Origin of the sequence: Nitrosospira sp. Is2 (assembly GCF_033095785.1) — a bacterium.
Taxonomy (GTDB): Bacteria; Pseudomonadota; Gammaproteobacteria; order Burkholderiales; family Nitrosomonadaceae; genus Nitrosospira.
This window is the reverse complement of record NZ_CP137134.1, coordinates 2997013-3020365: the sequence shown is the minus strand read 5'-3', so window position 1 is coordinate 3020365 and position 23353 is coordinate 2997013. Positions and strand designations below refer to the sequence as shown.

Annotated in this window: 19 protein-coding genes; 8 read left to right on the top strand and 11 right to left on the bottom strand. The window is 53.6% G+C overall.

Annotation, left to right across the window (positions count from 1 at the left end):
* Positions 1-543: 543 nt before the first annotated feature.
* Together R5L00_RS13265 and R5L00_RS13260 are read left to right on the top strand one after the other, a co-directional pair.
* Positions 544-3639: an AAA family ATPase gene (locus R5L00_RS13265; RefSeq protein WP_317652242.1), complete on the top strand. Its 3096-nt coding sequence runs from the start codon at positions 544-546 to the stop codon at positions 3637-3639.
* A 400-nt stretch (positions 3640-4039) separates the two neighbouring features.
* On the top strand, positions 4040-4519 hold the full coding sequence (locus tag R5L00_RS13260) for a carbonic anhydrase (protein ID WP_317652240.1): 480 nt from the start codon (positions 4040-4042) through the stop codon (positions 4517-4519).
* Between the two features lie 92 nt (positions 4520-4611).
* Here the strand turns inward: R5L00_RS13260 and yut are convergent, their stop codons facing one another.
* The 9 genes from yut to R5L00_RS13215 form a co-directional block, all read right to left on the bottom strand.
* A complete protein-coding gene (yut, locus tag R5L00_RS13255) occupies positions 4612-5571 on the bottom strand; it encodes an urea transporter (protein ID WP_317652238.1) in 960 nt (319 codons plus the stop codon).
* Positions 5572-5708: 137 nt separating this feature from the next.
* On the bottom strand, positions 5709-6344 hold the full coding sequence (gene ureG, locus R5L00_RS13250) for an urease accessory protein UreG (RefSeq protein ID WP_107693284.1): 636 nt from the start codon (positions 6342-6344) through the stop codon (positions 5709-5711).
* Between the two features lie 17 nt (positions 6345-6361).
* On the bottom strand, positions 6362-7039 hold the full coding sequence (locus tag R5L00_RS13245) for an urease accessory protein UreF (RefSeq protein WP_317652235.1): 678 nt from the start codon (positions 7037-7039) through the stop codon (positions 6362-6364).
* Positions 7040-7048: 9 nt separating this feature from the next.
* Positions 7049-7573 (bottom strand): urease accessory protein UreE, encoded by a 525-nt coding sequence (ureE, locus tag R5L00_RS13240; protein WP_107693286.1) that lies wholly within the window; start codon positions 7571-7573, stop codon positions 7049-7051.
* Between the two features lie 106 nt (positions 7574-7679).
* Positions 7680-9386, bottom strand: coding sequence for an urease subunit alpha (gene ureC, locus R5L00_RS13235; protein WP_317652233.1), 1707 nt, complete (start codon positions 9384-9386; stop codon positions 7680-7682).
* A gap of 36 nt (positions 9387-9422) precedes the next feature.
* Entirely contained in the window at positions 9423-9731 is a 309-nt protein-coding gene (locus R5L00_RS13230) for an urease subunit beta (RefSeq protein WP_317654191.1), read from the bottom strand.
* Between the two features lie 31 nt (positions 9732-9762).
* On the bottom strand, positions 9763-10065 hold the full coding sequence (locus tag R5L00_RS13225) for an urease subunit gamma (RefSeq protein WP_317652231.1): 303 nt from the start codon (positions 10063-10065) through the stop codon (positions 9763-9765).
* Positions 10066-10174: 109 nt separating this feature from the next.
* Positions 10175-11116: an urease accessory protein UreD gene (locus R5L00_RS13220; protein ID WP_317652229.1), complete on the bottom strand. Its 942-nt coding sequence runs from the start codon at positions 11114-11116 to the stop codon at positions 10175-10177.
* 49 nt (positions 11117-11165) lie between these two features.
* Positions 11166-12578 carry a hypothetical protein gene (locus R5L00_RS13215; protein WP_317652227.1) on the bottom strand — a complete coding sequence of 471 codons (1413 nt, stop codon included), beginning with the start codon at positions 12576-12578 and terminating at the stop codon, positions 11166-11168.
* A 415-nt stretch (positions 12579-12993) separates the two neighbouring features.
* On the opposite strand from R5L00_RS13215, the gene R5L00_RS13210 reads away from it, so the two are divergent.
* Positions 12994-15018: an ATP-binding protein gene (locus tag R5L00_RS13210; RefSeq protein WP_317652225.1), complete on the top strand. Its 2025-nt coding sequence runs from the start codon at positions 12994-12996 to the stop codon at positions 15016-15018.
* Positions 15019-15319: 301 nt separating this feature from the next.
* Positions 15320-15955 carry a response regulator transcription factor gene (locus tag R5L00_RS13205; RefSeq protein ID WP_317652223.1) on the top strand — a complete coding sequence of 212 codons (636 nt, stop codon included), beginning with the start codon at positions 15320-15322 and terminating at the stop codon, positions 15953-15955.
* Positions 15956-16130: 175 nt separating this feature from the next.
* On the opposite strand, the gene nikR is transcribed toward R5L00_RS13205, so the two are convergent.
* Together nikR and R5L00_RS13195 are read right to left on the bottom strand one after the other, a co-directional pair.
* Positions 16131-16592: a nickel-responsive transcriptional regulator NikR gene (gene nikR / locus R5L00_RS13200; protein WP_317652221.1), complete on the bottom strand. Its 462-nt coding sequence runs from the start codon at positions 16590-16592 to the stop codon at positions 16131-16133.
* 113 nt (positions 16593-16705) lie between these two features.
* Positions 16706-18811 carry a TonB-dependent receptor gene (locus R5L00_RS13195; RefSeq protein ID WP_317652218.1) on the bottom strand — a complete coding sequence of 702 codons (2106 nt, stop codon included), beginning with the start codon at positions 18809-18811 and terminating at the stop codon, positions 16706-16708.
* A 347-nt stretch (positions 18812-19158) separates the two neighbouring features.
* Between R5L00_RS13195 and R5L00_RS13190 the strand changes: the two genes are divergently transcribed.
* From R5L00_RS13190 to R5L00_RS13175, 4 genes are all read left to right on the top strand, one after another.
* Complete coding sequence (locus tag R5L00_RS13190; RefSeq protein ID WP_317652216.1) at positions 19159-20181, top strand: metal ABC transporter substrate-binding protein; 1023 nt, start codon at positions 19159-19161, stop codon at positions 20179-20181.
* Positions 20147-20977 (top strand): metal ABC transporter ATP-binding protein, encoded by an 831-nt coding sequence (locus tag R5L00_RS13185; protein ID WP_317652214.1) that lies wholly within the window; start codon positions 20147-20149, stop codon positions 20975-20977. Before R5L00_RS13190 ends, R5L00_RS13185 begins: the two co-directional genes overlap by 35 nt.
* The gene (locus tag R5L00_RS13180; RefSeq protein ID WP_317652212.1) at positions 20974-21882 is read left to right on the top strand and encodes a metal ABC transporter permease; all 909 of its coding nucleotides are present in this window, start codon (positions 20974-20976) and stop codon (positions 21880-21882) included. Before R5L00_RS13185 ends, R5L00_RS13180 begins: the two co-directional genes overlap by 4 nt.
* Positions 21883-22431: 549 nt before the next feature.
* Complete coding sequence (locus R5L00_RS13175; protein ID WP_317652210.1) at positions 22432-23292, top strand: PEP-CTERM sorting domain-containing protein; 861 nt, start codon at positions 22432-22434, stop codon at positions 23290-23292.
* Positions 23293-23353: the final 61 nt, after the last annotated feature.

Sequence of the window (23353 nt, the reverse complement as noted above, 5' to 3'; positions counted from 1 at the left end):
AATCCCGGGAGGAAAAACGAACGCCTGGACTGAACTTGGGAAGGCAATGCTTCCCGACGCCCCGCTATGCCACTTGATTCGGGCGTAGTCTTTAAACTAAGCCGGATCAGGGACGTGTTTGACAAACCTGAGGAAATCCCGTCACTATTCAGTTTATCGCAGAGTTACGCAGGGACTGCTTTCGTTTATTTGATATGTAGAACGGTGAGGAAGAGCGCTCGGCCCCATCTTTACATGGAATGTGCTCCTCCGATTCCAAGTGGAAGAGCAAGTTGTCGAGCTGATCGTTATTTCCCGGATTGTCGTTTAAACCGAACATATCTATTAATCTTGATTTTTTCATTATTAAGTTCCTCCTGGATTTCCAGATTCGTGAATGGTTGGCGTGGACCTTCCCTTTTCGCTTCTCTTTCGAAAATTCGTCTAACCACGCTATAAATCTGCGAGGAGCGGATCAACGATACGTAAACGAACCCAGAAAGTCGTAAAGAAACGGTTAAATTTCGGTTAAATTTTCATGATTTCCGTTCTTGGGGAGGGAAGATGGAATGGATAGATACTAAAACGCCGACCCGTTGCTGGGAGTTCTCTCCCTTCACGTTGGATATAGCCAATGCCACCCTTTGGCGCAATGATCAGGTGGTGCCGCTACGGCCCAAAAATTTTGCCGCGTTATGCTATCTGATTGAACGGCGTGGACAGCTCGTAACAAAGGATGAGTTGTTGAATGCCGTATGGCGGAATCGTTGCGTCGGCGAGGCGGTGTTGAAGGTGTGCATTAATGACCTGCGCCAGGCGCTAGGCGACGATGCCCAGGCTCCAGCCTATCTGATAACGATTGCTCGGCGCGGCTATCGCTTTGCCGCGCCGGTTACTGAAATTCACCCGGAAAACAAGAAGGAAACGTCTCCCGCCCGCTCTCCCCTTTCTCGGCACAAAATCCCATTAACGAACAGGTCAGGTTACTGGGTCGGCCGCGAGACGGCTCAAGCTACGTTACTGACGGTCTGGCGGCTCTCGCTGGAGAATGTCCGCCAGGTTGTCTTTGTGACAGGCGAGCCTGGAATCGGCAAAACCACCTTGATCGAAATGTTCATCGATCAGGTGAGTCAACCAGACCAGATAATCGGTTGCGCGCCAATGATCTTACGCATGCGTTGCGTGAAGCATTTCGGTGAAGGTGAGGCGCTCTTGCCTATGATCGAAGCGATGGAGAAGCGCTGCCGCGGCCCAGAAGGCGCGGAGATGATCGAATTACTGCACAAGCATGCACCTGTCTGGCTCGCACAACTTCCGTCAGTACTGAAACCTGAAGAACGAGAGGCACTTCAACGTCAAATCTTTGGGGCAAGCCGCGAACGCATGGTCAGGGAAGGATGTGAGCTGCTGGAAGCTTTAAGCACGGGTAGACCTCTGATTCTGGTGCTGGAAGATCTACACTGGAGCGATGACGCTACCCTGGATTTTCTCAGCTTGCTGGCTCGCCGTAATGAGGCGGCGCCTCTAATGATTATGGCGAGCTACCGGCCAACTGACGCCAGCCGGCGCGCCCATTCCGTCACCCTGATCCATCAGGAACTGCAGATGCGAGGCGTCAGCTCCGATATCGCGGTCACCCCGTTCTCCCAGGGTGAGGTCAAAGACTACATGGTCTGTCGTTTCCCGGATATGGAAATTCCGGATTCGGTGAGCCAGGCGCTCTTCACGAGGACGGGTGGGCTTCCCCTGTTTGTTTCCAATCTGATCGAATATCTGGTAAGCCAGCACCAGAAGCGGCCTCTCTCCATGGAAATGGTCGTGGACCAGGCGCTGCCGGAAAGTATCCGTCGCGTAATCGAATGCGAGATAGAACGGTTGAGCCTGGACGAACAGCGCCTGCTGGCGAGCGCCAGCGCGATAGGATCTCAGTTTTCCCCGATATTGCTCGGTGCGGTGCTCGATATGGACGTGGCCGAGGTAGACAGCGCTTGCGATGCGCTGGTCAGACGTGGCCAGATATTGCTTTTGGATGGCATGGAGCGGGGTCCCCAAGGCGAGGTCGTGTGTAATTATGCATTCCGCCACGCTTTATATGTGGAGGTGCTGTACCAGGGGCTTTCTGCCAGCCAGCTCATCAGATTACATTTGCGCATTGGCGAATGCCTTGAACGGCTTCAAGGCAAGCAGGAACTGAAGAATATCGCTGAATTGGCCCTGCACTTCGAAAAGGGATGGGACTGGAGTCGAGCAGTCCTTTATCTGCCAAAAGCGGCAGCCAACGCGGCGCAGCGGTTTGCGAACCGTCAGGCGTGCGACTATCTCGTGCGAGCACTGAACATGGTTGAGCGACTGCCGCACGAAAAGCAGGCGGAAACACGCATCGAACTCTTGAAACAATCGTCAGCCATACGCCGCTCGATGGGCGAAATCGGCAGCGCCAAAGCCGACCTGGAGAATATGCTCGCCACGGCGAAGGCCTCGCATAACGGCCGAGCAGAGGTTCTAGCGCTTCTTGAATTGAGCCGTATCTCGGTATGGCTGGATCGCCAGCAATGCCTGGGTCTGGCGGAACAAGCGATGGAACGCAGCAAAGACCTCGAAGACAAAATTCTTCAGACAATGGTTAAAGGGATGTGGGGTGGAATGAATCTTGCTTTTGGCCCATGGCGCGCGGATTTCGCCAGTGCCTGCCATGAAGCAATGGATGTGGCCCGGGCCAGCAAGAGTCCGCTTGTAATGCACTCGCGGCTGACACAGCATATTTATGTCGAACTATTGGTCTCACGCTATAAAAATGCCTGGGCACTATCGGAAGAGGCTTTGGCTTTATCACGTACGCTCGGCGATGGCTACATGTTTATAGTGGGCCACTACTATGCGGGATTAGCTTTGCTGCACCTGGGCGAGTGGGGAAAGTTGCGACAGATCGCGGAAGAGAGCAGGCGAGCGTTCGAATCCAACGAGGCAAGTTTGCCCCTTCGTTTGCATCACGAAATCCTAATGGGTTGGCTACATGTTGAAGCCGGCGATCATGCAGGCGCCAAAACGTATTGTGAGGAAGCGCTATCCGCGAGTTCGGGCGAATGGTTCACGTTCATCTCCGTTCACTGCTCGGCTATCCTTGGACGAGCGCTACTGGGATTAAAAGATTACGCAGGTGCTGTCCGATGTTTTGAAACTTTCTTTCATGCTAAAAAAGATGAAACGCTGCCGGTATTCAGCAACTATTTCTTCCCGGCTTGTTTCGGAGCTTGCGAAGCTTGGCTGGCATTAGGAGAATTTGAAAGGGCACGTCATTACGCTGAACAATTGCAAGATTACTCGGCTCGAGCGCCCGAGCGCACCTATCTTGCGCTCAGTTATCATATGTACGCAGAGATTGCTTTAAAAGAAAAGCGACTTGATGAAGCCGAGTCTCAGATTTTAGTGGCACTAAGTATAATAGAGCAAGCTGAACTCCCTCTTGCCGCCTGGCGCGTATATGCCACTGCCGAGAAATACTATTATCTGCGAGGTGAAACACGTAGAGCTCATCTATGCCAATTTAAAAAGCAGAGTGTGATTCGGCAATTACTTCAATCGTTACCAGGCTCTGATCCTTTGAGTGAAGGTTTGGCGGCCTTGATGGGAAATAATCCGGTTCCTTGTATGCGCGACTAGCGATGCAGCTAATTCGACCCGATGATTCTCAACGCCGGTATATCCGATGGTGTGCCTGACCTATGAAATATCTCCCATGTCGCTGTATAAAAAGCGACTAGCCGAGTTTGAGGACTTGATGCAGTATGTGCGAAGACAATAACCATCAAAGGGTAGGACCACGGCCGGATGTGAACCGGCGCAGGTTACTGAAACTGGGGACAGCATCAGCACTTGGTCTGGGACTGGTCGGCATAGGCGTCAAGACGACGTTAGCATCAGATGGGAGAAGATCGCCGCCATTACCAGAAAATGTGCTGAGTGCTGACGCCGCCTTCGAGCGGTTAATGGAAGGTAACGCGCGCTATGTTGCGGGCCAGTCCACCCCCTCAATTTCTATGCTGACCGCGCGGCCCTGGTGATGGGACAAAATCCATATGCCACCATCCTGAGTTGTTCCGATTCGAGAGTAAGCCCCGAGTTCTGCTTTGACGAGCAACGTGGAGATCTATTTGTCGCTCGCGTGGCCGGAAATTATCTCACCACTGACTTTGTCGCGACACTTGAATATGCCGCAGTCGTACTGCATACACCCCTGATCATGGTTCTTGGCCATCAAGCCTGTGGCGCGGTCCGCGCAGCGATAAACGCAGTTGATAATCACGAACAATTCCCGGGGCATATACAATCGATTGCAAGCGCGCTGGCACCTGCGGTCAGGGCGGCAAAGAACATGCCGGGGGACCGTTTTGACAATGTGGTCAGAATGAATGTGATTCGTACCGTGGAAAAGTTGCGAAAACAACCTCCGGTGTTGAGTAAATTGGTCGCTGAGCGCAAGCTTATGGTGGCGGGAGGAGTCTACAACCTGACAACCGGCAAGGTTGACCAGGTTGCCTGAACGGGGCTTACGCTCCGCTCAAGGGGCAGTGAAATCAGGGAATCAGGGTAGATGGACCTCCCGAATTCCCTTAAATAATCGCTTGAATCCGTCTACTTCGCAGCCGTATCTGACCAGTACTTGGACTTGGCCGCGGCAAACAGGAACATCCACATCACTAGAACAAATGGGAAAGTCAGCGTTGGCAACCCCACGGGTGCGAGAAAATTGGCAAGACCTGCCTGACATACGACGGTAAGGATACCTGCCAGCAACGCCAGCACGGCACTTCTTCCGGAAGGTTTGAGAAAAACCCATCCAATCGCCATCATCGTCAATACCGGATTGAACCCATACAGTCCCATTTCGATTAGCGTTTGATTGGCACCCAAAAGGGTTGGTACGATTATGCCCACGACGGCACCTCCTAGCGCCATTGCTGCCCCGCGCAGGGAAACGATCGCGATCCCTGTTAGAAACAGGATGCCTACGATGATGCTGTCTGCGAACATCACTTCTGCGACACCCTTGGTAAGCGCTGTGACCCACATATCGACCGGAACGGCCGCAACTCCGCTTACCTCCGAGGGAATCAGGGGGGTCGGGAGGATGGCCCCGCGCGAGAAGCTGTCGAAAGCATATACCGCGATCATGAACATCCAGCAGGTCAGGACGAAAGGCGAAGTGGAAGCCGGAACATTATAGGGCTGAAGGATTCTCATCATGGCCGCCAGCACGACAGTCGATAATATCGATGCAAGCACCACATAGAGCCAGAGCTGCGGGGAATGCTCAAGGAATAGAAACAGGCAAGGTCCGACGAGCGTGCCGTTAAATCCGTATAGCCCGGCGTCAATGTCATCTTCCGAAAAGCCGAGCAGATATGCCGTAACCGTACTGGTTATCACCCCGACCGTCGCGGCAGCCCCGGCGCTTAAACCGCCGATATATAGCGCAACCAGAAAGATAAGTCCCGTTAACGCGTTGCAGCAGAAGAATACTTGCCCGACCCCTCTCAGAATCACGCGTAGCGGCTTGGGAAAAGCTCCGTCAATTGAAGAAGACCAATTCATGATTATCAGCTCCGGTATTTTTTATCGGTACCTTTTCAACGGTACCTTTATTTGCCGTATCCGCAATGCAGCCATTTCTCATTGCCAGATCAGCGGGGCCTTTTATCCGCTCCCTTGGGATGAGCAAGGCAAAGGCATCACTGCCGCTGCAACTTCACCTCGTCCAGCAACCCCTGCTTCACGATGAAATCGATAACCTGATCGACGCCCTCCCCTGTGTGGAGATTGGTAAAGACAAAGGGGCGATCGCCCCGCATCCTCTTCGCATCCCTTGCCATTACTTCCAGGCTTGCCCCCACGTATGGCGCAAGATCTATCTTGTTAATAACCAGCAACGCGGACCGGGTAATCCCCGGTCCGCCCTTGCGAGGGATCTTCTCTCCAGCAGCCACGTCAATGACATAGATGGTAAGATCGGAAAGCTCCGGACTGAAAGTCGAGGCAAGGTTATCGCCGCCTGATTCAACCAGGATAAGGTCAAGATCGGGAAAGTCTGCGGTCATGCGTGCGATCGCTTCCAGGTTGATCGAGGCGTCTTCCCGGATTGCCGTATGCGGGCAGCCGCCCGTCTCCACACCCATCAGGCGTTCCGCAGGCAAGGCGTCTGCGCGCAACAGGATCTCCATGTCTTCCTTGGTGTAGATGTCGTTGGTGATAACCGCCATTTCATAGCGATCGCGCATTCTTTTGCTTAGCGCTTCGCATAATGCGGTTTTTCCCGATCCAACCGGACCGCCGATGCCGACGCGCAGTGGATTTGATTGTGTTTTCATGTCTATTTCCAGAAAATTCAGGATCGATAAACCCTGCAGTATTGCGTTTCGTGCTGCATAGAAAATAAAGATAACCCCGGCGCCCAGTTGGACAATTCATCATCTGCGAGCATGCGCGCACGAAGCGCTGCCGCTTCAATTGCGCTGTGGAGAGAAAGCAGGAGATGCTGTCCGGAAACCTGACCAAGGGGGACCGATTTAACACACACGAGCACCTGGTTCTCGACCATGGAAAACAGCATTCCAAGCAGAGCGTCCTCGTGCGGCACCCCCAGCGCTACGGCAGCACAGGCAAATGCGGTGGGCAATGGTACCTCCGCCTGGATCGCCAATATCGCCAGCAAACCATCATCCGCAATCTTCAGATCGGCCACCAGCTTGCCGAGTGAATATCCCATCTGTATTGTCTCTGCACGAAACTCCGCGGTGTCGCGCGCGGCGACAAAACTTTCCGTCCAATGTGTCACCGCAGCGGTGTCCCATGCTGAAAAAGCGTTTAGCAAACGCCAGAGGATCGGCGCTTCGAAGTCCCCGACAATTCGAAGAGACTCGGTAATCCACTCCCGGGCTGAGCATTCGTCTTTGACGATGCCTTTTTCGATAGCCGACTCCAGCCCTTGCGAATAGGTATATGCTCCAACCGGCAGTGACGGGCTCGCCAGCTGCAACAAGGGAAGCAACGCGTTGGATCGCATGGTTATCGCCTAGGACTTTGAATCGGACGGCCGATGGATCTTCTGGTGCACCGGGATGGGCGCAAGCGGGCCACGGGCATGGTGGTGGTGACCGTCGTGGTGATGGTGCCCGCCCCCACTGTACGCGCCTGCCTCCGGCTCAAATTGCGCATTTTCCGCCGTCACCGTCGCGCCCAGCCCCTCCAGCATCTCCTTCAGCACGCTGTCCTGGAGGATTCGTAAAAAGCCTTCCCCCACCTGCGTCTGAGTATGACGATTGCCGAGATGAAATGCGCAGCGCAGCAAATTGTCGGGCGTGCCACAGGTGACACGATAGGTGGGTTCCTGCGCCGCAACAATCTGCACGACGCGACCATCGTCGCCCTTTAGCAAATCGTTATTCCGCAGCACAGTGCCTCGCACAGTAAAAATGGCAACTTCCTCTCCGGACGCGAGCGCGGCGCGCAGGCGACTGTTTTCCCGCAATTCATAAGGCAGGACTAGCTCCGCAAAGATTGAATCCGTGCGGTCCACCTTAGTGTTCAACGTAAGCATGTTTTTGCCTCAAAGATCAATTTGACGTCTAACCTGCTTGCCAAAGGCATACCCTGTAGTCCGGCCGGCATGTGAATCCACGACCGGCGCTTCTACGCGGATATACTCAGAACAGGAAATAGCGCTGGGCCATGGGCAGAACATCTTCTGCGCCGCAGGTCAACAGCTGTCCGTCGGCCCGTACCTCGTAGGTTTCAGGGTCGACTTCCATTTTTGGGGTCGCACCATTGTGGATCATGTCCTTCTTGCGCAGATTACGTGTGTTCTTGACCGCAATCAGGTTCTTGTCCAGCTTCAGGCTGTCCACCAGCCCACCGTCAATAGCCGCCTGCGAGGTAAACGTGAAGCACGAGGTCTTGATTCCCCCGCCGTACCCACCGAACATGTAACGATAATGTACCGGCTGCGGGGTAGGAATCGAGGCGTTAGGATCACCCATCAGGGATGCGGCAATCATTCCGCCCTTCAGAATCATCGACGGTTTGACGCCGAAGAACGCGGGCCTCCACAAGACCAGATCGGCGTATTTGCCCACCTCGACCGAACCGATTGCGTGCGCAACGCCATGCGTAATCGCAGGGTTAATGGTGTATTTTGCGATATAACGCTTTACCCGGAAATTATCGTTCCTGGAAGTGTCCTCCTGCAGCGTGCCGCGCTGTATTTTCATTTTGTGCGCCGTCTGCCAGGTGCGCATTACCACTTCACCAATTCGGCCCATCGCCTGCGAATCCGACGACATCATTGAAATGGCGCCCATGTCATGCAGGATATCCTCGGCTGCGATGGTTTCCTTACGGATGCGGGATTCCGCGAATGCCAGATCCTCTGCGATATTGGCATGCAGGTGATGGCATACCATCAGCATATCCAGGTGTTCGTCCAGGGTGTTGACCGTGTAGGGGCGGGTGGGATTGGTGGAGGACGGCAAGACGTTCTCCTGACCTACCACGGCGATGATGTCGGGCGCGTGCCCGCCTCCGGCACCTTCAGTATGAAACGTGTGAATGGTGCGGTCTTTCATCGCGGCAATCGTATTTTCCAGGTAGCCGCCTTCGTTAATCGTATCCGTATGGATCGCGACCTGGATGTCGTACTTGTCGGCCACCGAGAGGCAGTTATCGATGGCGGCATAAGTTGTGCCCCAGTCCTCGTGCAATTTCAGGCCGCATGCGCCCGCCAGGATCTGTTCCTCATTCGGGGTCGGCAGACTGACATTGCCCTTTCCAAAAAAGCCGGTATTCATCACCATGCCGTCCGACGCCCGCAGCATTGAATGAATATGCCAGGGCCCTGGCGTACAAGTCGTGGCCGCTGTGCCCACAGCCGGGCCTGTCCCGCCGCCCAGCATCGTGGTAATGCCGTTCATCATGGCATCTTCGGCCTGTTGCGGGCAAATGAAGTGTATGTGACTGTCAACGCCACCGGCAGTGACGATAAGATTTTCACCGGCTATGATTTCGGTTGCTGCGCCGATGTTCATCGTGACGTTCGGCTGTATATCCGGATTTCCGGCTTTGCCGATTGCCGCGATCATGCCATTTTTCAGGCCAATATCCGCCTTGACAATTCCCCAGTGATCGATGATCACTGCATTTGTGATGACGGTATCCATTACGTCGGCATGATTGCGCTGTGATTGCCCCATACCGTCGCGTATCACCTTGCCGCCGCCAAATTTTACTTCCTCTCCGTAGGTCGTGAAATCTTTCTCAATCTCGATAAAAAGTTCGGTATCGGCGAGTCGGACACGATCACCCGTAGTGGGACCCATCATTTCGACGTAGGCCTGACGGGACATATTGAAAGTCATTTTTCGCTCCTCTGTAGTTTTATTGGGAGTAAACAGTTATTTCAGTTTACCCATCACTTTCTGGTTAAATCCGTACACTGTCCGCTCCCCAGCAAGTTCGACCAGTTCAACGGTGCGTTCCTGGCCCGGTTCGAAACGCACGGCCGTGCCCGCCATGATGTTCAGGCGCATGCCATAAGCAGCCTCCCGGTCGAATTCCATTGCCGAATTGACTTCATAAAAATGGAAATGCGAACCGATTTGTATAGGCCTGTCTCCGCCATTCGAAGCCTTGAGGGTCTTGGTTTTTCTGCCGACGTTCAGTTCGATATCGCCGGGCTGCACAAACACTTCGCCCGGGACCATTGGTAATCTTGCCATCTTGGTCTCCTTGTTTTTAGGGAATAGGGTTGTGGACAGTTACCAGCTTGGTCCCATCCGGAAAGGTGGCCTCGATCTGGATATCAGGAATCATTTCCGGAACGCCTTCCATCACGTCTGCCCGCGACAGCACGCGGGTGCCGTGTGACATGAGTTCGGCCACTGTATTGCCGTCGCGAGCGCCCTCCATCACGGCGCAGGTAATCAGCGCGACCGCTTCGGGATAGTTGAGGCGCAACCCACGCGCCTTGCGCCTCTCCGCCACCAAGCCGGCGGTAAATATCTGAAGCTTGTCCTTCTCCCTTGGTGTAAGGTCCATTGTCTTCTCCTCAGTAAAAAATAGTTGTCAACCCGTCAACGCGATTGCAAGCTCGAGCAATCTTCCGCAAATCTTTTCCAAAATAAAAAGTGCCCACCTGGAGCGGGGATCATGTGTTCCACATGCGTGGCACGATTGCTGCGCGACCAAGCATTGCCGGACGAAACAACCCCCATATATGCAACATGACACGCCGAGCCGTTTCGCTGGAATCACCCAGATAACGCACGACCACCGCCGACTTCAACTGGGACACGCCAACGCGACTCGCGTCTCCCGCGATGCTCTCCGCCCCTTCCCTTGCTGACTCAATCAACTCCCGTGGGATTGCTCTTCCGGTCAAAATCAGTGTTCCGCAAACTGTCCTGCCCGCCAGGGCGAGAGGCCCTCTCATGGCCCCACTCCCTCCAAGCAGCCGGATCTGCTCCAGCCAGATCAATTTTCCGTCGCGATAGATGCGGGTGCGTTGCCGGATACGGCCGCCATTGAAGGACTCACCGGATGCCGTGCGGCCGAAGCAGAGAATCTCGCACCCTATATAGTTCGCGTCCTTCTCCAGCCTGACTTGATGATCCAGGACGAGGTCCGCATTGTCGAAAAAGATGGTTTCCTGTGGTACCCACTCAAGCGATCCCCCGGCACCGACGTTGAGCCTTATATTTTGGTGCGAGACATGTCCGTTGGCCTTGTACCACTTGGCAGCACCGGGGGTAGTGATTTGCACCTGCGCCGCCTTGCCGACATTTGCCGTGATCTCCAGCTCATCTCCGCCCACCACCCCGCCGGGCGGGTGGATGATGACGGTATGGCAGACTTCCCGGCCTTCCGGATAGAGAGGTTTTTGTACCAGCAAGGGGCCGTAATGGTCGCGATCCACCAGCCGTGTGGTGCCCCTATCCTCGGAATATCCGAGGGATAGCCGAGCTTGCAGTGGCGTATGCGGTACGTTGATCATCGGCTGTGCCGGATACGGCACCACGTGTAAACCGTGGACTGGAGCATTGGAGCCCGGTCTGGTCACTGAATTTTCCACCTGCTTGTTCGCGCTCATTTCTTGTTGTTACCCGACGATAGTAGGCGTGAAGCTCCACGGTTGATAATCACATCTGCAGCTGGAAAGATAATTTGAAAATATCGACTTTCTCGCCCGTTACCCCCGGCGCGTAATTGAGGCCCTTGGTAAACAGGTCGCCATGTTGGTAGTACGCGGAGATGCGGGCGTTGAAGCCATCGATGATATAGTTCACTCCACCCTCTATCTCTTCCCGCTTGCTGCTATTGTTGGGCTGGACGCTGGTAAACCTGCCATAAGGCTGAAACTTTCCTATCCCGACCTTGATGGGTATTAAATAAAGGCCCGTGACTGTCCAGGATTTCCCGTCGAATATGCAAAAACATGCCGGGTCAGCAAACGCGGCGGGCGCATAGTTGGCGTAAAACTGCTTGTACTCCCCATTCACTGTAACCACCCCCGTATTTCGGGGTAATACCTTCTCGAAAAGCACGTCACCAACCAACCCCAGAAAATCGCTCCGGTTGGCAAATGAACCTGCGCCATTTTTTTGGTACGATGCGCCAAACGCAAGCGCCAGAATATCTCCGGCCTTACCGAAATAGGTACTGCTGGTGTAGTAGCCGGGATTTTTTTCCGGATTCAGGAAGTTGTAGGTGAATCGTCCGGCCCACAGCACATCATCTCCCTGATTGGGTCCCAGAGTGGAGGATGACTGCAGGCCTCTATAAACGCCTACTGCATAGCCCAGCGTACCTTTGATAAACCCCGGTTCGACACTCCCCCAGAAAGTTCCGCCGTCATCACGACCATATCGGCCCGCACCGCCGCTGCCGAACTTGGTGCTGAAATCCTGGGAAAAGAAGGGTGTCTTGAAGGCATCGTGGGTTGCCTGAAAAAAAGGACCGCTCAACTCGCCCCGTTCCGTGGGCACCAGCATGCGGCCGCCCCAGATATTGAGATATCGGTTGTACTCGAATTTCCCGATCGCATCGAGGATGTTGTAGGACATCTTCGGGTTGGAGTCCGGTTGGGTGTTGTTACAGAAAAAACACTCGGTGTTGATCTCGAATTTGACGTATTGGTGTACCTGCCCATTCAAATAGACCCGAGCATTATCAATGCTGAAATCATTCCTGAAAGTATCCGTTGCGCGATTTTGCACCCATACGCCCGATCCACGAAAACCCATTCCTATCGTCATCCATTTGGTATCGTCGATAACATACTTGGGACCTTTCGGCAGCTGAAGATCCTCCGCCGTCGCGACGGCGGAGAGCAACATCGCGGAAATCACTAGCGCCGGCAGCCATGCCAGGCGAACAAAAAGGCAGCTCCCGTGTTGCTTCCGGAAAACATTTTCTTGCGAAGCGCCCTCAGCCGACATCGATACATAGCTGGCCACGTTATATACCCTCACCTCAAAATGTCTGATAAAAAAGTCTTTTTTGTCCGTTAACCCGGCTTGCATAATCATGAGGGAGTTTTTAGTATTAATCACTGATAACTATCCACAGACTGCAAATTTTATATATGAAAATTTGTTCATATTTATTACTCTCTTACGAATGCTCATCGAGTTAAGTTCGCGACAGGGCTCAGACAGTGCTCAAGTTGACACTTGAGGCAGCGCTTGAGGTATTGTTGGCCTCATGAAACGGGCGTTGGGGGGAAGGCTCAGGTACAGAAGCACGGATTGTTATCACGACTTTCCGGGCCTGCGCTCGTCCGATGTTTGCCCGGAGCTATCGTTCGTTTGCACGGCAAGGAAGTGTGCTCGGTCAAGGTCAAGCACCGTCACTGCCGTTCAAATTCGAAACAGGCCAAACTACATGAAAAATGACACGCATGAGACGCGCGGGCCGGCGGGCGTAGCAGCAGCTTGTCAGTTGATCTAACCAGTCAAAGGGAAAAACATGAGGATTGGTCTTTTCACGAACTTTTATCTCATCTTCATCGTGATGGTGCTGAGCCTGCTCATACTGCTTACTTCTCATGCCCTTGGCACACTGGACGAGATCACCAAAGCTGAGCGTCAGAAACACCATTCTCTGCAACTTGCAAATGAGTTATTCCAAAGTTCCGAAAATCTGACAAGGATGGCGCGTAGCTACGTCATCACCCGCGATCCCACATATGAGCGCTCCTTTTTCGAGATCCTTGACATTCGAAACGGCAAACGGGCGCGCGCCCAAAATTACCCCATAACCTATTGGGATGAAAACAGGATTGCTTCACCCGGCACCCACGGCAATCCTGTCGCCTTGATAGATCTGATGCGTCGTGAAGGTTTCAGCAGGCGAGAGCTTGATCTGCTTCAGCAATCGCAGAAGAATTCGGATAACTTGGTAAACCTTGAAAAACAGGCATTTGCCGCGATAAAAGGATGGTGCAAGGACCGCTCCGGCAGTTACACCATATCCTGTCCACCTGATCGCGATTTCGCGATCGATTTGTTATTTGGTGAGCGTTATAAGGCTGAAAAGACCAGAATCATGGCACCCATCAGCCAGTTCATGCTGGAACTGGAGAACCGCACGCAAACAATGCTGGGTAATTTGCAATCGAAATTCCAGCAACAAATCTTTCTAATGCTGGCAGTGCTTTGCGGTGCGTTGCTCGTGGTAGTCGTCGCCACTTTCTACATGCGGCGTAATATCCTGCGCCCGCTCGACTATCTCAGTCGCCAGGCGAGCAGTATCGCCCAAGGCAGCTATTCGACCCGCTGTGATATCTCCACCCGCAATGAGATCGCCGAACTCGGCGCCGACTTCAATACCATGGCGGAAGCCATCGAACATGAAATCATGAAACTCAAACAGGTCGAGGAATCATTACGCGAGCGATTAAAGGAGATCAATTGCTTTTATGCGATCCGACGCGGTATGGAAGCAGGGTCGCTGGAGGAAGTTTGCAGGACGATTTTTGTGGAGCTGATCGCGGCGATGCAAGTCCCCTCAATCGCCACGATCCAAATAGAACTGGACGACAGGCAGTTCATCTCCGACCACCTTGGCAGGGACTATAAACGCGAGTTACGCAAGCAAATTACCGTCTACGGCGAGCCTTACGGCTGGCTAGCGGTTTTTTACTGTGAAGATCAACCGTTCTTGTTGCCGGATGAACAGAATCTGATCGATGTAATTGGCGACGATCTAGGAAAGTGGTTGGAACACAAGCAGGCGGAGGCACGTCTGCTTGTAGAGCAGGAGCTTCGGGTGCGGGATGCAGCGATACGGGAATTTGCGGCACACGTGGAGCGGATGCGGGAAGAAGATCGTAAATATATTGCCCGCGAAATTCACGATGAACTTGGACAGCTCCTGGCCGCATTGCACCTGGAAATCTCTCTCCTGAAAAGCGGGGAAGATCATAGAAGCGACAGGGTGGAAAGCATCAGGCGCAACATGGCGGAACTGGTGCATAAGGCAGATCAAAGTGTGCACAATGTTGCCGAACATTTGCGCCCGGCTTCGCTTGGTTTGGGGATCGTAACCGCCCTCAAAAAATTGACCGGCGAATTCAAGAAACACAGCGGTGTAAGCTGCATACTGCGGTTGATGGATGAACCCGTCCATTTGGATGAAGATCAGACTGTGGCCATATTTCGGATAGTGCAGGAATCCCTGACCAATGTGGCACGACATGCTGAAGCAAGTTGTGTCGAGATCAATCTCTGGCAGAGCGCTAACGATCTCATTGTTGAGGTGCGCGACAATGGAAAAGGATTTGATTCCGAGAACGCTACGAAGAAAAAGTCGTTTGGCCTGCTTGGAATGCGTGAACGGGCAGCGGTGCTGGGAGGCAGTATCGACATCACCAGTTCGCGGCAGCAAGGAACTGAGGTTCGCGTGCGCATACCAAGGAAGCTGACGGATCTGGCGATTGGCCCGTCTCTATCGCTACGAAAGCAATCAATCAAAAACTTGTTGGGGACATGAGCTGACTTTTGTCCCGGATATAAATGGACACCTGTGCCGGCATCTGCGCCCGCATTTGTCCTACTGCCCTAGGGGGAAAAACCGCGGGAACACGCCATTTAACCAGGTTGACGGTCGGACATGCATCAACCCAGTGATGTTGAGGATAGGAACCGCGGTTCGCTCCCAATCGCAAATAAAGAACAGCAGGCAAACATGGCTAAACATCGCATTGTTACGAACTTGACTACCGTACACTCTCGTCTGCCGTCTGGTACATTCCCGCCATTAGCGGCAGTTTCACTGATCTGAATGAATAAACATGATAATCAAAACCTTCTTAGCTGACGACCACAGGCTTTTCCGCGACGGGCTAAAACGAATTCTCGGAGAAACAGCAGATATCATCGTGGTGGGGGAAGCGACAGACGGACTCGACGCCCTCGAAAAAATGCGTCAGGGCGGATGGGATGTTGCTTTGCTGGACGTCAACATGCCCGAAATGAACGGATTGGAGGTGCTAAAACGGCTAATGAACGATGGAGCGAAGCATCAGGTGTTAATGTTGAGTACCTATCATGAGGACGAATATGCCATCAGGACCATACGCGCTGGCGCCTCCGCCTATCTCACCAAAAATAGCCCGACCGACCTGCTGATCTCTGTTATCCGCCGGCTGGCCAATGGAGGACGATATATCGATCCAAAAGTGGCAGAGAAGCTTCTGTTCGATCTCGGTTCCCCGTCGACAACATCCCCCCATTCCATGCTTTCCGATCGGGAGCTCCATGTCCTCAAGCTTATTGCAGCTGGCGTATCATTAACCGAAATCTCGCAAAAACTGGTGTTAAGCACCAAAACGGTTAGCACCTACCGTGCCCGCATCCTGGAAAAAATGGGGATGCAGAACAACGCCCAGTTGGTTCGCTATGTGGCCGAGCATAAATTGCTGGAATAGGCCGTCTAATGACGCCAAAGCCCAGTCCGCTGGGGCGACCGCATGGTTTCCCTGGTCTTTCGGCTTGGGGGAAAGGTTGATGTAGAACAGGCCGGCGTCGTGGTACGTCAATGCGGGTATCGTCAATACCGGCGCCGGCGTTATGCTCCGCTTCCCATATTGCCAACGTTTTCCATCACGTAAGCGGATTGCTATGAACATGCGGCTCGGAATCGGGAGAATGCTGCTCTTGTACAATGTCAACTGGCAACAGATGCAATTTGCCATGCCTTACCCCAGGTGTAGCGGTAACAAGGTTGGCAAAATCGGTCACATCCCTGATCGTGCCGCGCAATATCGTTACCTCCAGGCAATTGTCATGGTCCATATGCACATGCATAGTGGATAGCGTGAGGTTGTGATGGTCGTGTTGTGTTGAGGTGAGGGAGCTGGCCAATTCACGTTCATGATGATTATATATATAGCTGAGCGTGGCCATACAGTGTCCTTCGACATGTTCCTCCAGGCGGACGGATTCAACCATATCCCTTATCAGGTCACGGATAGCCTCAGAGCGATTGAAATATCCGCGTTTGTGCATCACAGCCTCAAACTGCTTCGAAAGCCGGTCATCAAGCGATATCGTCAGGCGTTCCATAGTGATCTGCTCCAGTTTTATTCGTTGACGCACCATCTTTTGTTGATCGCGAAGGGTTACTGAACGAACCCTTTATTTACTGGAAATTTATGAGGTAAAAAAGTATAAAGGGTTTAAAAATTTGCCACCAGATTGATCCGGAATGAGCGGCTTTCAATCGGGTGAAAATGCCTGTCAGCCGCGCCTGAGGCGGCCTCGCCCGGCAGCCTGGAGGTGTAGAAGTAATCGATGGCATGGGCTTTTGTATCCAGAAGATTGAACACTTGCACAGCAATGCGAAGCTTTTTATCGATTTTGAACCCGATCTGGCCATTAACCGTCATGGTGTTATCCGACTGGACACTGTTGTCTTCGATCAATGGACGTTTGCCAAAATAGCGGAACTGCATGCTGCCGAAAAACGGACCCATATTGTCCACCGCGATCGCCAGCTTACCCACTCCGGTGGGGGCGCCTGGTATGTGATTACCCGCCGGGTCCGAAGTGGTAAATCGCGCCTTCGTGAGCGCATAGTCAACGTCTACCGTAAGCCAGTTGTTTGGCATGTAGAACGCGGAGACCTCAACACCCTCACGCTTGCTGGGGTGGCTTGCTTCAGTGGTCCCCGCGTCGCCAACGAATAACAGCTCCGATGCCAGGTCGAGACGGAAAAATGCAAGCGATGCCTGCAGGCCGGGAATAATGGCGGTACGCAGTCCAGCTTCATAGCCAGTGGAACGGACGAGCGGACTGACTTTGTTTATCGGATCGCCGGATTTTGGATCTATTGTAATGGTGGTTCCGCGCGCGTCGTTGCTGTGGAAACCGCCGCCGTAGTTGAAGTAATACTCGGTCTTAGCCCAGGGCCCGAATATAAGGCTAAGCTTGGGATTGGTGATGCTGTCATACTGGCTGCCGGAATTGGCGGGGTTGTCGCTTGTGACATCGAACCAGTAAAAGTCCGAGCGAACCCCGACGACGGTGCGGAATTTCTCAAGCCATTGCACGCTGTTCTGGTAATAAAGCCCGGTACTATTTTCGAGTATATGATCCCTGCGCGCAGTCGATAACGTCTGGCGCTGCCGGGTGCTTAAAAGCCCGTTGTCGATCACGTCATTCTGAAACTGAACGCCCGCGGTGCTCTCGAACGCTAAGCCCGCAACCCGGTTTACCCAGGCATGGCTCAGGTTTAAAGCGGACTGAAAACGTTTGTCTATTTGGGAAAATTGGTCCCCATTGATGGGATCGTCGAGAAAGTAGGTAAAATTCGAAAATAGGGCGAGATTGCTATGGATGGTATAGACATTGATCCGCGTGATTCCATAATCGCTCGCATGCTGCAGTGCGGCTGACAGGCTGAAGCGATGGGATTCCCCGCCATCGCTCGGATCGATCGCGCCCATGCGCGACACGAAACCGCTCGCCACCCCACGCTGGGGGATCTGGTCGGTGGCATTCCAGCTCCCTCCATAACCCATCGCAGTAATATTAAAGCGGGTTGCCCCGGTATTCTGGCTGTAGCGCAGCACCCCGTTGAACTTGCGGTAATTCTCGTCTTTTACCCAGGGTCCGTCCTTGGTGAGGAGTTCGAATGCGTACAGCACATTCCCAGCGCCCGCTTCATGCGACTTTGCAACCAGTCCTCTCATAAAACCCTGCTGCCCCACGCCATAGTTGAGGATACCGGTCGGCAGCTTGTCCACATAGTTCATGGTGACCGCGCCGGCCGAAGAAAAATCGCCCTGATCCGCGTAATAGGGGCCCTTTTGATATTGCAATCCACTCGCCAGTTCAGGAATGATGAAGTTCGTATCGGCCCAGCCCTGCCCGTGCCCGTGCGAGCGCTGGTTAACCAGCATGCCATCCACGGTAATTCTCAAATCGGTTCCATGATCGAGGTTGAAGCCGCGGGCGAAGTATTGGTTCGCCTTGCCCTCGCCGCTATGCTGCGTGACGATGAGGCCCGGAACGGTTTCGAACAGCTCCCCCGGTCGATACACCGTACGCTGCTCAAGCTGTCGTCTAAGAACCGTGCCCTCGGATGCCGAATTGGCCGCTCCAATCAGGCTCCTGGCATTTGCACGGACTTCCACTTCATTCAAAGTCAGGATACCCGCCGCCTGGATCGTCGCCGGCAAGATCATTCCGGCAAGGATGAGAGCGCGTCTGATAGCGTGTCGCCAGCGCGGGCGAGTTAAATATATGCGACTACGGTCCTGCAACTGCAACGCTTGATTCATAACCGGTCCACGCTCAAACCGCTTCGCTGATTCTTGTTGTATTGACCGAAGGTCAGGACGCCAATACAAAAACGTAAGAAGTATTACGATTTTTTAATACTTCCCCCCGCAGAGCGGAGTCCATGAGGCGCCCATGGCTAAGATACGACATAGCTAACCGCGCCGTATGTCAGGGAATGTTAAAACCAGCCGTAAGAATAAGTGAACCCCTTGTCAGGGATTCCCTACATTCTCGACATTGCATTGATGGTAGGCTTTTCAGTCTATAAAGCCTGTGGAGCCAAGGGTGGGGAATGGGGTGGCTGATGCCTTGATGCCCGTTTCTTGGCCGGTTACGGATTATCTTGATGTGCTTGATGATGCCCAGCCATTCTTACCTCTCTTTTAGAATTGCAATAACGGCGAAGTCGGGGTGGTTCACCTCGGTGTTTTTATTGGTACTGCTGGCGTTGCCATTTTGCAATCGCGCTTATGGCGATAACGCCAAAAAACCGATCGTCGTCACCACGGTGGCTCCCATCACCAATATGGTCCGGAATATCGGCGCGGACTACGTAACCGTGACAGGAATCGTCCCGGACGGAACCGACTCGCACACCTTCGAGCCGGTCCCAACGGATGCGAAGCTGCTGGCATCTGCCGACCTCATTATCGTAAATGGCCTGGACCTTGAGTTGCCCACGGTAAAACTGGCGGAAAAGGTGAAGGGTAAGGAAACGGCAATCCTGCAGCTTGGCAATCGCGCATTGCCCCGGGAAGATTGGCGCTACGATTTCAGCTTCCCGCGCGAACACGGTCACCCCAACCCCCACCTGTGGCCCAACATCGCGCTGGCAATGCGCTATGCGGAAATAATCCGGGACGGTCTGATCGAGCTCGATCCCGCGCACAAGGAGGGATACGTGGCGAACGCCGCCGAGTATTTGAGCAAGCTGCGCAAACTGGACAAAGCCATTTCAGATTGCGTTCGCTCCATTCCGGAAAACAACCGCAAGCTCGTGACCTATCATGATTCCTTTGCCTACTTCGCACCGCGTTATGGCATGAAAGTGGTTGCGGCCATACAGCCCTCCGATTTTTCCGAGCCGCGACCCCGGGAAGTCATTCGCATCATCAAGCAGATAAAAAAGGAAAATGTGCCGGCCATTTTCGGCTCCGAGGTTTTCCCAAGTAAGGTAATGGAGCAAATCGCGCGTGAAACGGGCGTCAAGTTCGTCGATCAGCTCTCGGATGACGAGTTGCCCGGCGCTCCTCGCAATTCCTTTATCGGGATGATGGCAAACAACATGACCATTATGACGGGGGCGCTGGGAGGCAATTCGGATTGCATGGCAAATGTCGACACCAGCAATATCAGCCCATACCCATAACTCGCGGGAAAACCTCGCGGTCAGCCTGAGCGACGTTACGGCGGCCTATGACGGCCACACCGTGTTCGCCGGCCTATCCCTTGGTATTGCAAGCGGCCGTTTTGCCGGGGTGGTGGGCCCGACGGGATGTGGTAAAACCACACTACTCAAGACCATTCTGGGCACTCATCCCGTGCAGCGTGGCGAGGTGCTTCTGCATGGACAGGCGGTTGGCGCCGTTCCACCCGGCGAGATCGGCTACGTCCCCCAACTGGGAAGCGTGGACTGGAGTTTTCCCGTCACGGTAGAAGAGGTGATCATGATGGGCCTCTACACCAGTAGTCGGCTATGGCCATGGCCGAGCAGGGAAGAGCGCGAGCGCGTGCAGGAACTGGCTCACAGGCTGGGTATTTACCGATGCCTGCATCATCACATATCGAACACTTCCGGGGGACAACGCCAACGCGCGTTTCTTGCCCGTGCGCTGGTGAACAATCCACCTCTCCTGGTACTGGATGAGCCCACCTCCGGCGTCGATATCAAGACCCAGCATGAGGTGTTGCATCTGCTTGGCGATATCAATAGCGAAGGCATCACCATTTTGCTCACCACGCATGACCTTAACGCGGTCGCTTCCCATCTGCCCTGGGTTATTTGCTTTAACAATGGGGTAGTGGCGGAGGGTCAGCCACGCGATATTTTCACCAGCGATATTCTGACCAGGACATATGGCGGGGACATCGTTATCGTCCGGCATGAAGACCACCTTTTGATTGCAAATAGCACGCCTTTGCTATTTCGGGGCGGTCACGCATGATCGATTTTCTGCTTGAGCCGCTGGAGTATGAATTTTTCCGCCATGGACTTCTTGCGGCGCTTATGGTGGGATCTTTTTGCGGCCTGATCGGCGCTTACGTGATACTCCGCGGCATGAGTTATGTTGGGCACGGATTGTCGCATGCGGCATTTGGGGGCGCGGTCGTCGGTTTCATGCTCAATCAAAACTTCTATGCCGGAGCCGGGGCGATGGGCTTGCTGGCTACGTTATTGATCAACCGCATCACAAAAAACGGCAGAATAAAACAGGACGCCGCAATCGGTATTGTAACCACCGCAATCTTTGCTTTGGGCGTGGCCATCATCAGCCACGTTCGCACCTTTAACCAGAGTTTCGAGGCTGCCCTGTTCGGCAACATCCTGGGGATCACCAGTGGCGACTTGGTGGTTATCGCATTGGTTTCACTGTCCACCGTGCTAGCGATATTCTTCATGTACAGGCCGTTGCTTTTTTCAACTTTCGATCCCGACGCGGCACAGGTATTCGGGATCAGAACGGGACTTGTACAGTTGATGTTTTCGTTCCTGCTTACGCTGGCGATCATTGCTTCCATGAACGTGGTCGGCGTCACCATGATCGCTGCCACACTGATTACCCCTGCGGTGACGGCTCGCCTAATGACGGATTGTTTCAGCCGCATGCTGATCTATTCTCTGATTATCGGCGCGATAACGGGGGTAGCTGGCATGTATTTAAGTTATACCTTCAATACCGCCTCCGGCGCCACCATCGTATTGTTCGGCGCGGCGCTATTCTGCCTGACATGGTTGACCAGCCATGTCCACGGCCGACGCGTAGCGCATCGCTATCTCCACCGGCGACACCATTCTGGTCAGACCACCCTCCCACGTAGAGGTATGGAACAAAACGAAACCCGGATTTGAGTCAATTGACTTTTCTCGGGCTGGTGTAGAAGGTCTTCAATCACCCCACTCAACACACGGACCCGCCGCTGACCCTGCGTCAATAAACCGTGTTTATCTGGGAGTAGAACTTCGACAGAGCTGCTTTGTCTGGCAGGGCGAGAATGCCTGAACCATCCTCGGCCTGATACCGCTGAGCAAGGAACGCGAGCGGGCTCTGTTTGCATCGTGCCAAATTACAATCCATGGCCGATAACGGAACCAATTCAATCGAGGCCCCCTCCCGCGCCCCCAGTTCAATTTACGCATTTCCTCCGTCTAGACCCACGCTGCGCGACCGAGCTTCACTTCTGATCCGCTGTGGTAACAGCGCGCACTCGCGATACAGCGTACCGTGCCGCTGCGTCCACGCAACCCCGCCCTCTCCCATTGAAGCGTAGTTGCCTTTCGCCTGGTTACCTTTCGAGCCTCCACGGCACGGTCTTGTTGCCGAGGTGTACTTCGGTCCAATAGTAAAGCTTGAGCAACTGCGTAATATGGACTACTGGTTTAACAACTGGTTTTATAATTTTGAAGGATCATATGATGAATAGAACTCTAGCTCCGCTTATCACCGCCCTCGGAATCGCAGTTTCGGCTCCGGCATCGGCGATCATCGTGGGCGGTGTAGATTTTGGAACGCTGGGTGCAAATCCGGGCAAGACTCATCTTGAAACTGCGACGCTGGCCCAAACCTTCGTCACCGGTAACGGACAAAGCGCATCAGTCTACGGTTATATCACTACCATCAACGGTGATAACACCTATTGCGCTAACGGGAGCGGTAATTGCGGCTTGTTTTATACCGCCACATTTAACAATTCCCAAAATTTCTCACCTTCTTACGTTGAATTTACAAGCGCCACCGTCTCCGTTTTTTTTACCAATACCTCACCGCTGAATCTATTTAATCAGGACTCGCCAACCAATATTGCTACGATTCAGTCTTTCAATGGCGGAAACCCTTGGGTGACACTGACGGGGCATGCCAATCTTGGTGGTGCAGCTGATCCAACGGCTGTGCTTAATGGCGCCGGCTTACTGACCGGGACAACATTGAGCGGCAGCGGTTTCGGTTTATTTGATGTTGCCGGCCCGGGAGATGCTTCTGTGATCTCGTTTCTAAATGCAAACGGTATTTCAGATGCAATGGGAGGCAAGGCGGATATCGCGCTCACCAGTTCGTTTAATAACTTTTTCCTTAACCCGTTCGACGTGGCTGGCGGGCTCACCACCGGTTGTGCCAATGGAACGGCTACCGCGGGAGCATGGTGCTACCAAGGCACGACAAATCTTCGCGGTGCCACTGCCGTGCCAGAGCCTGGTATGCTGGGACTTCTTGCCGTTGGTCTTCTCGGTATGAGCGCAACAGCCCGCCGTCGCAAAGCCTGACGGCTGTCCATGGGAGAAAGGATTCGAAATGCTACTGGAGCTCAGTAACAGCAACCATTCG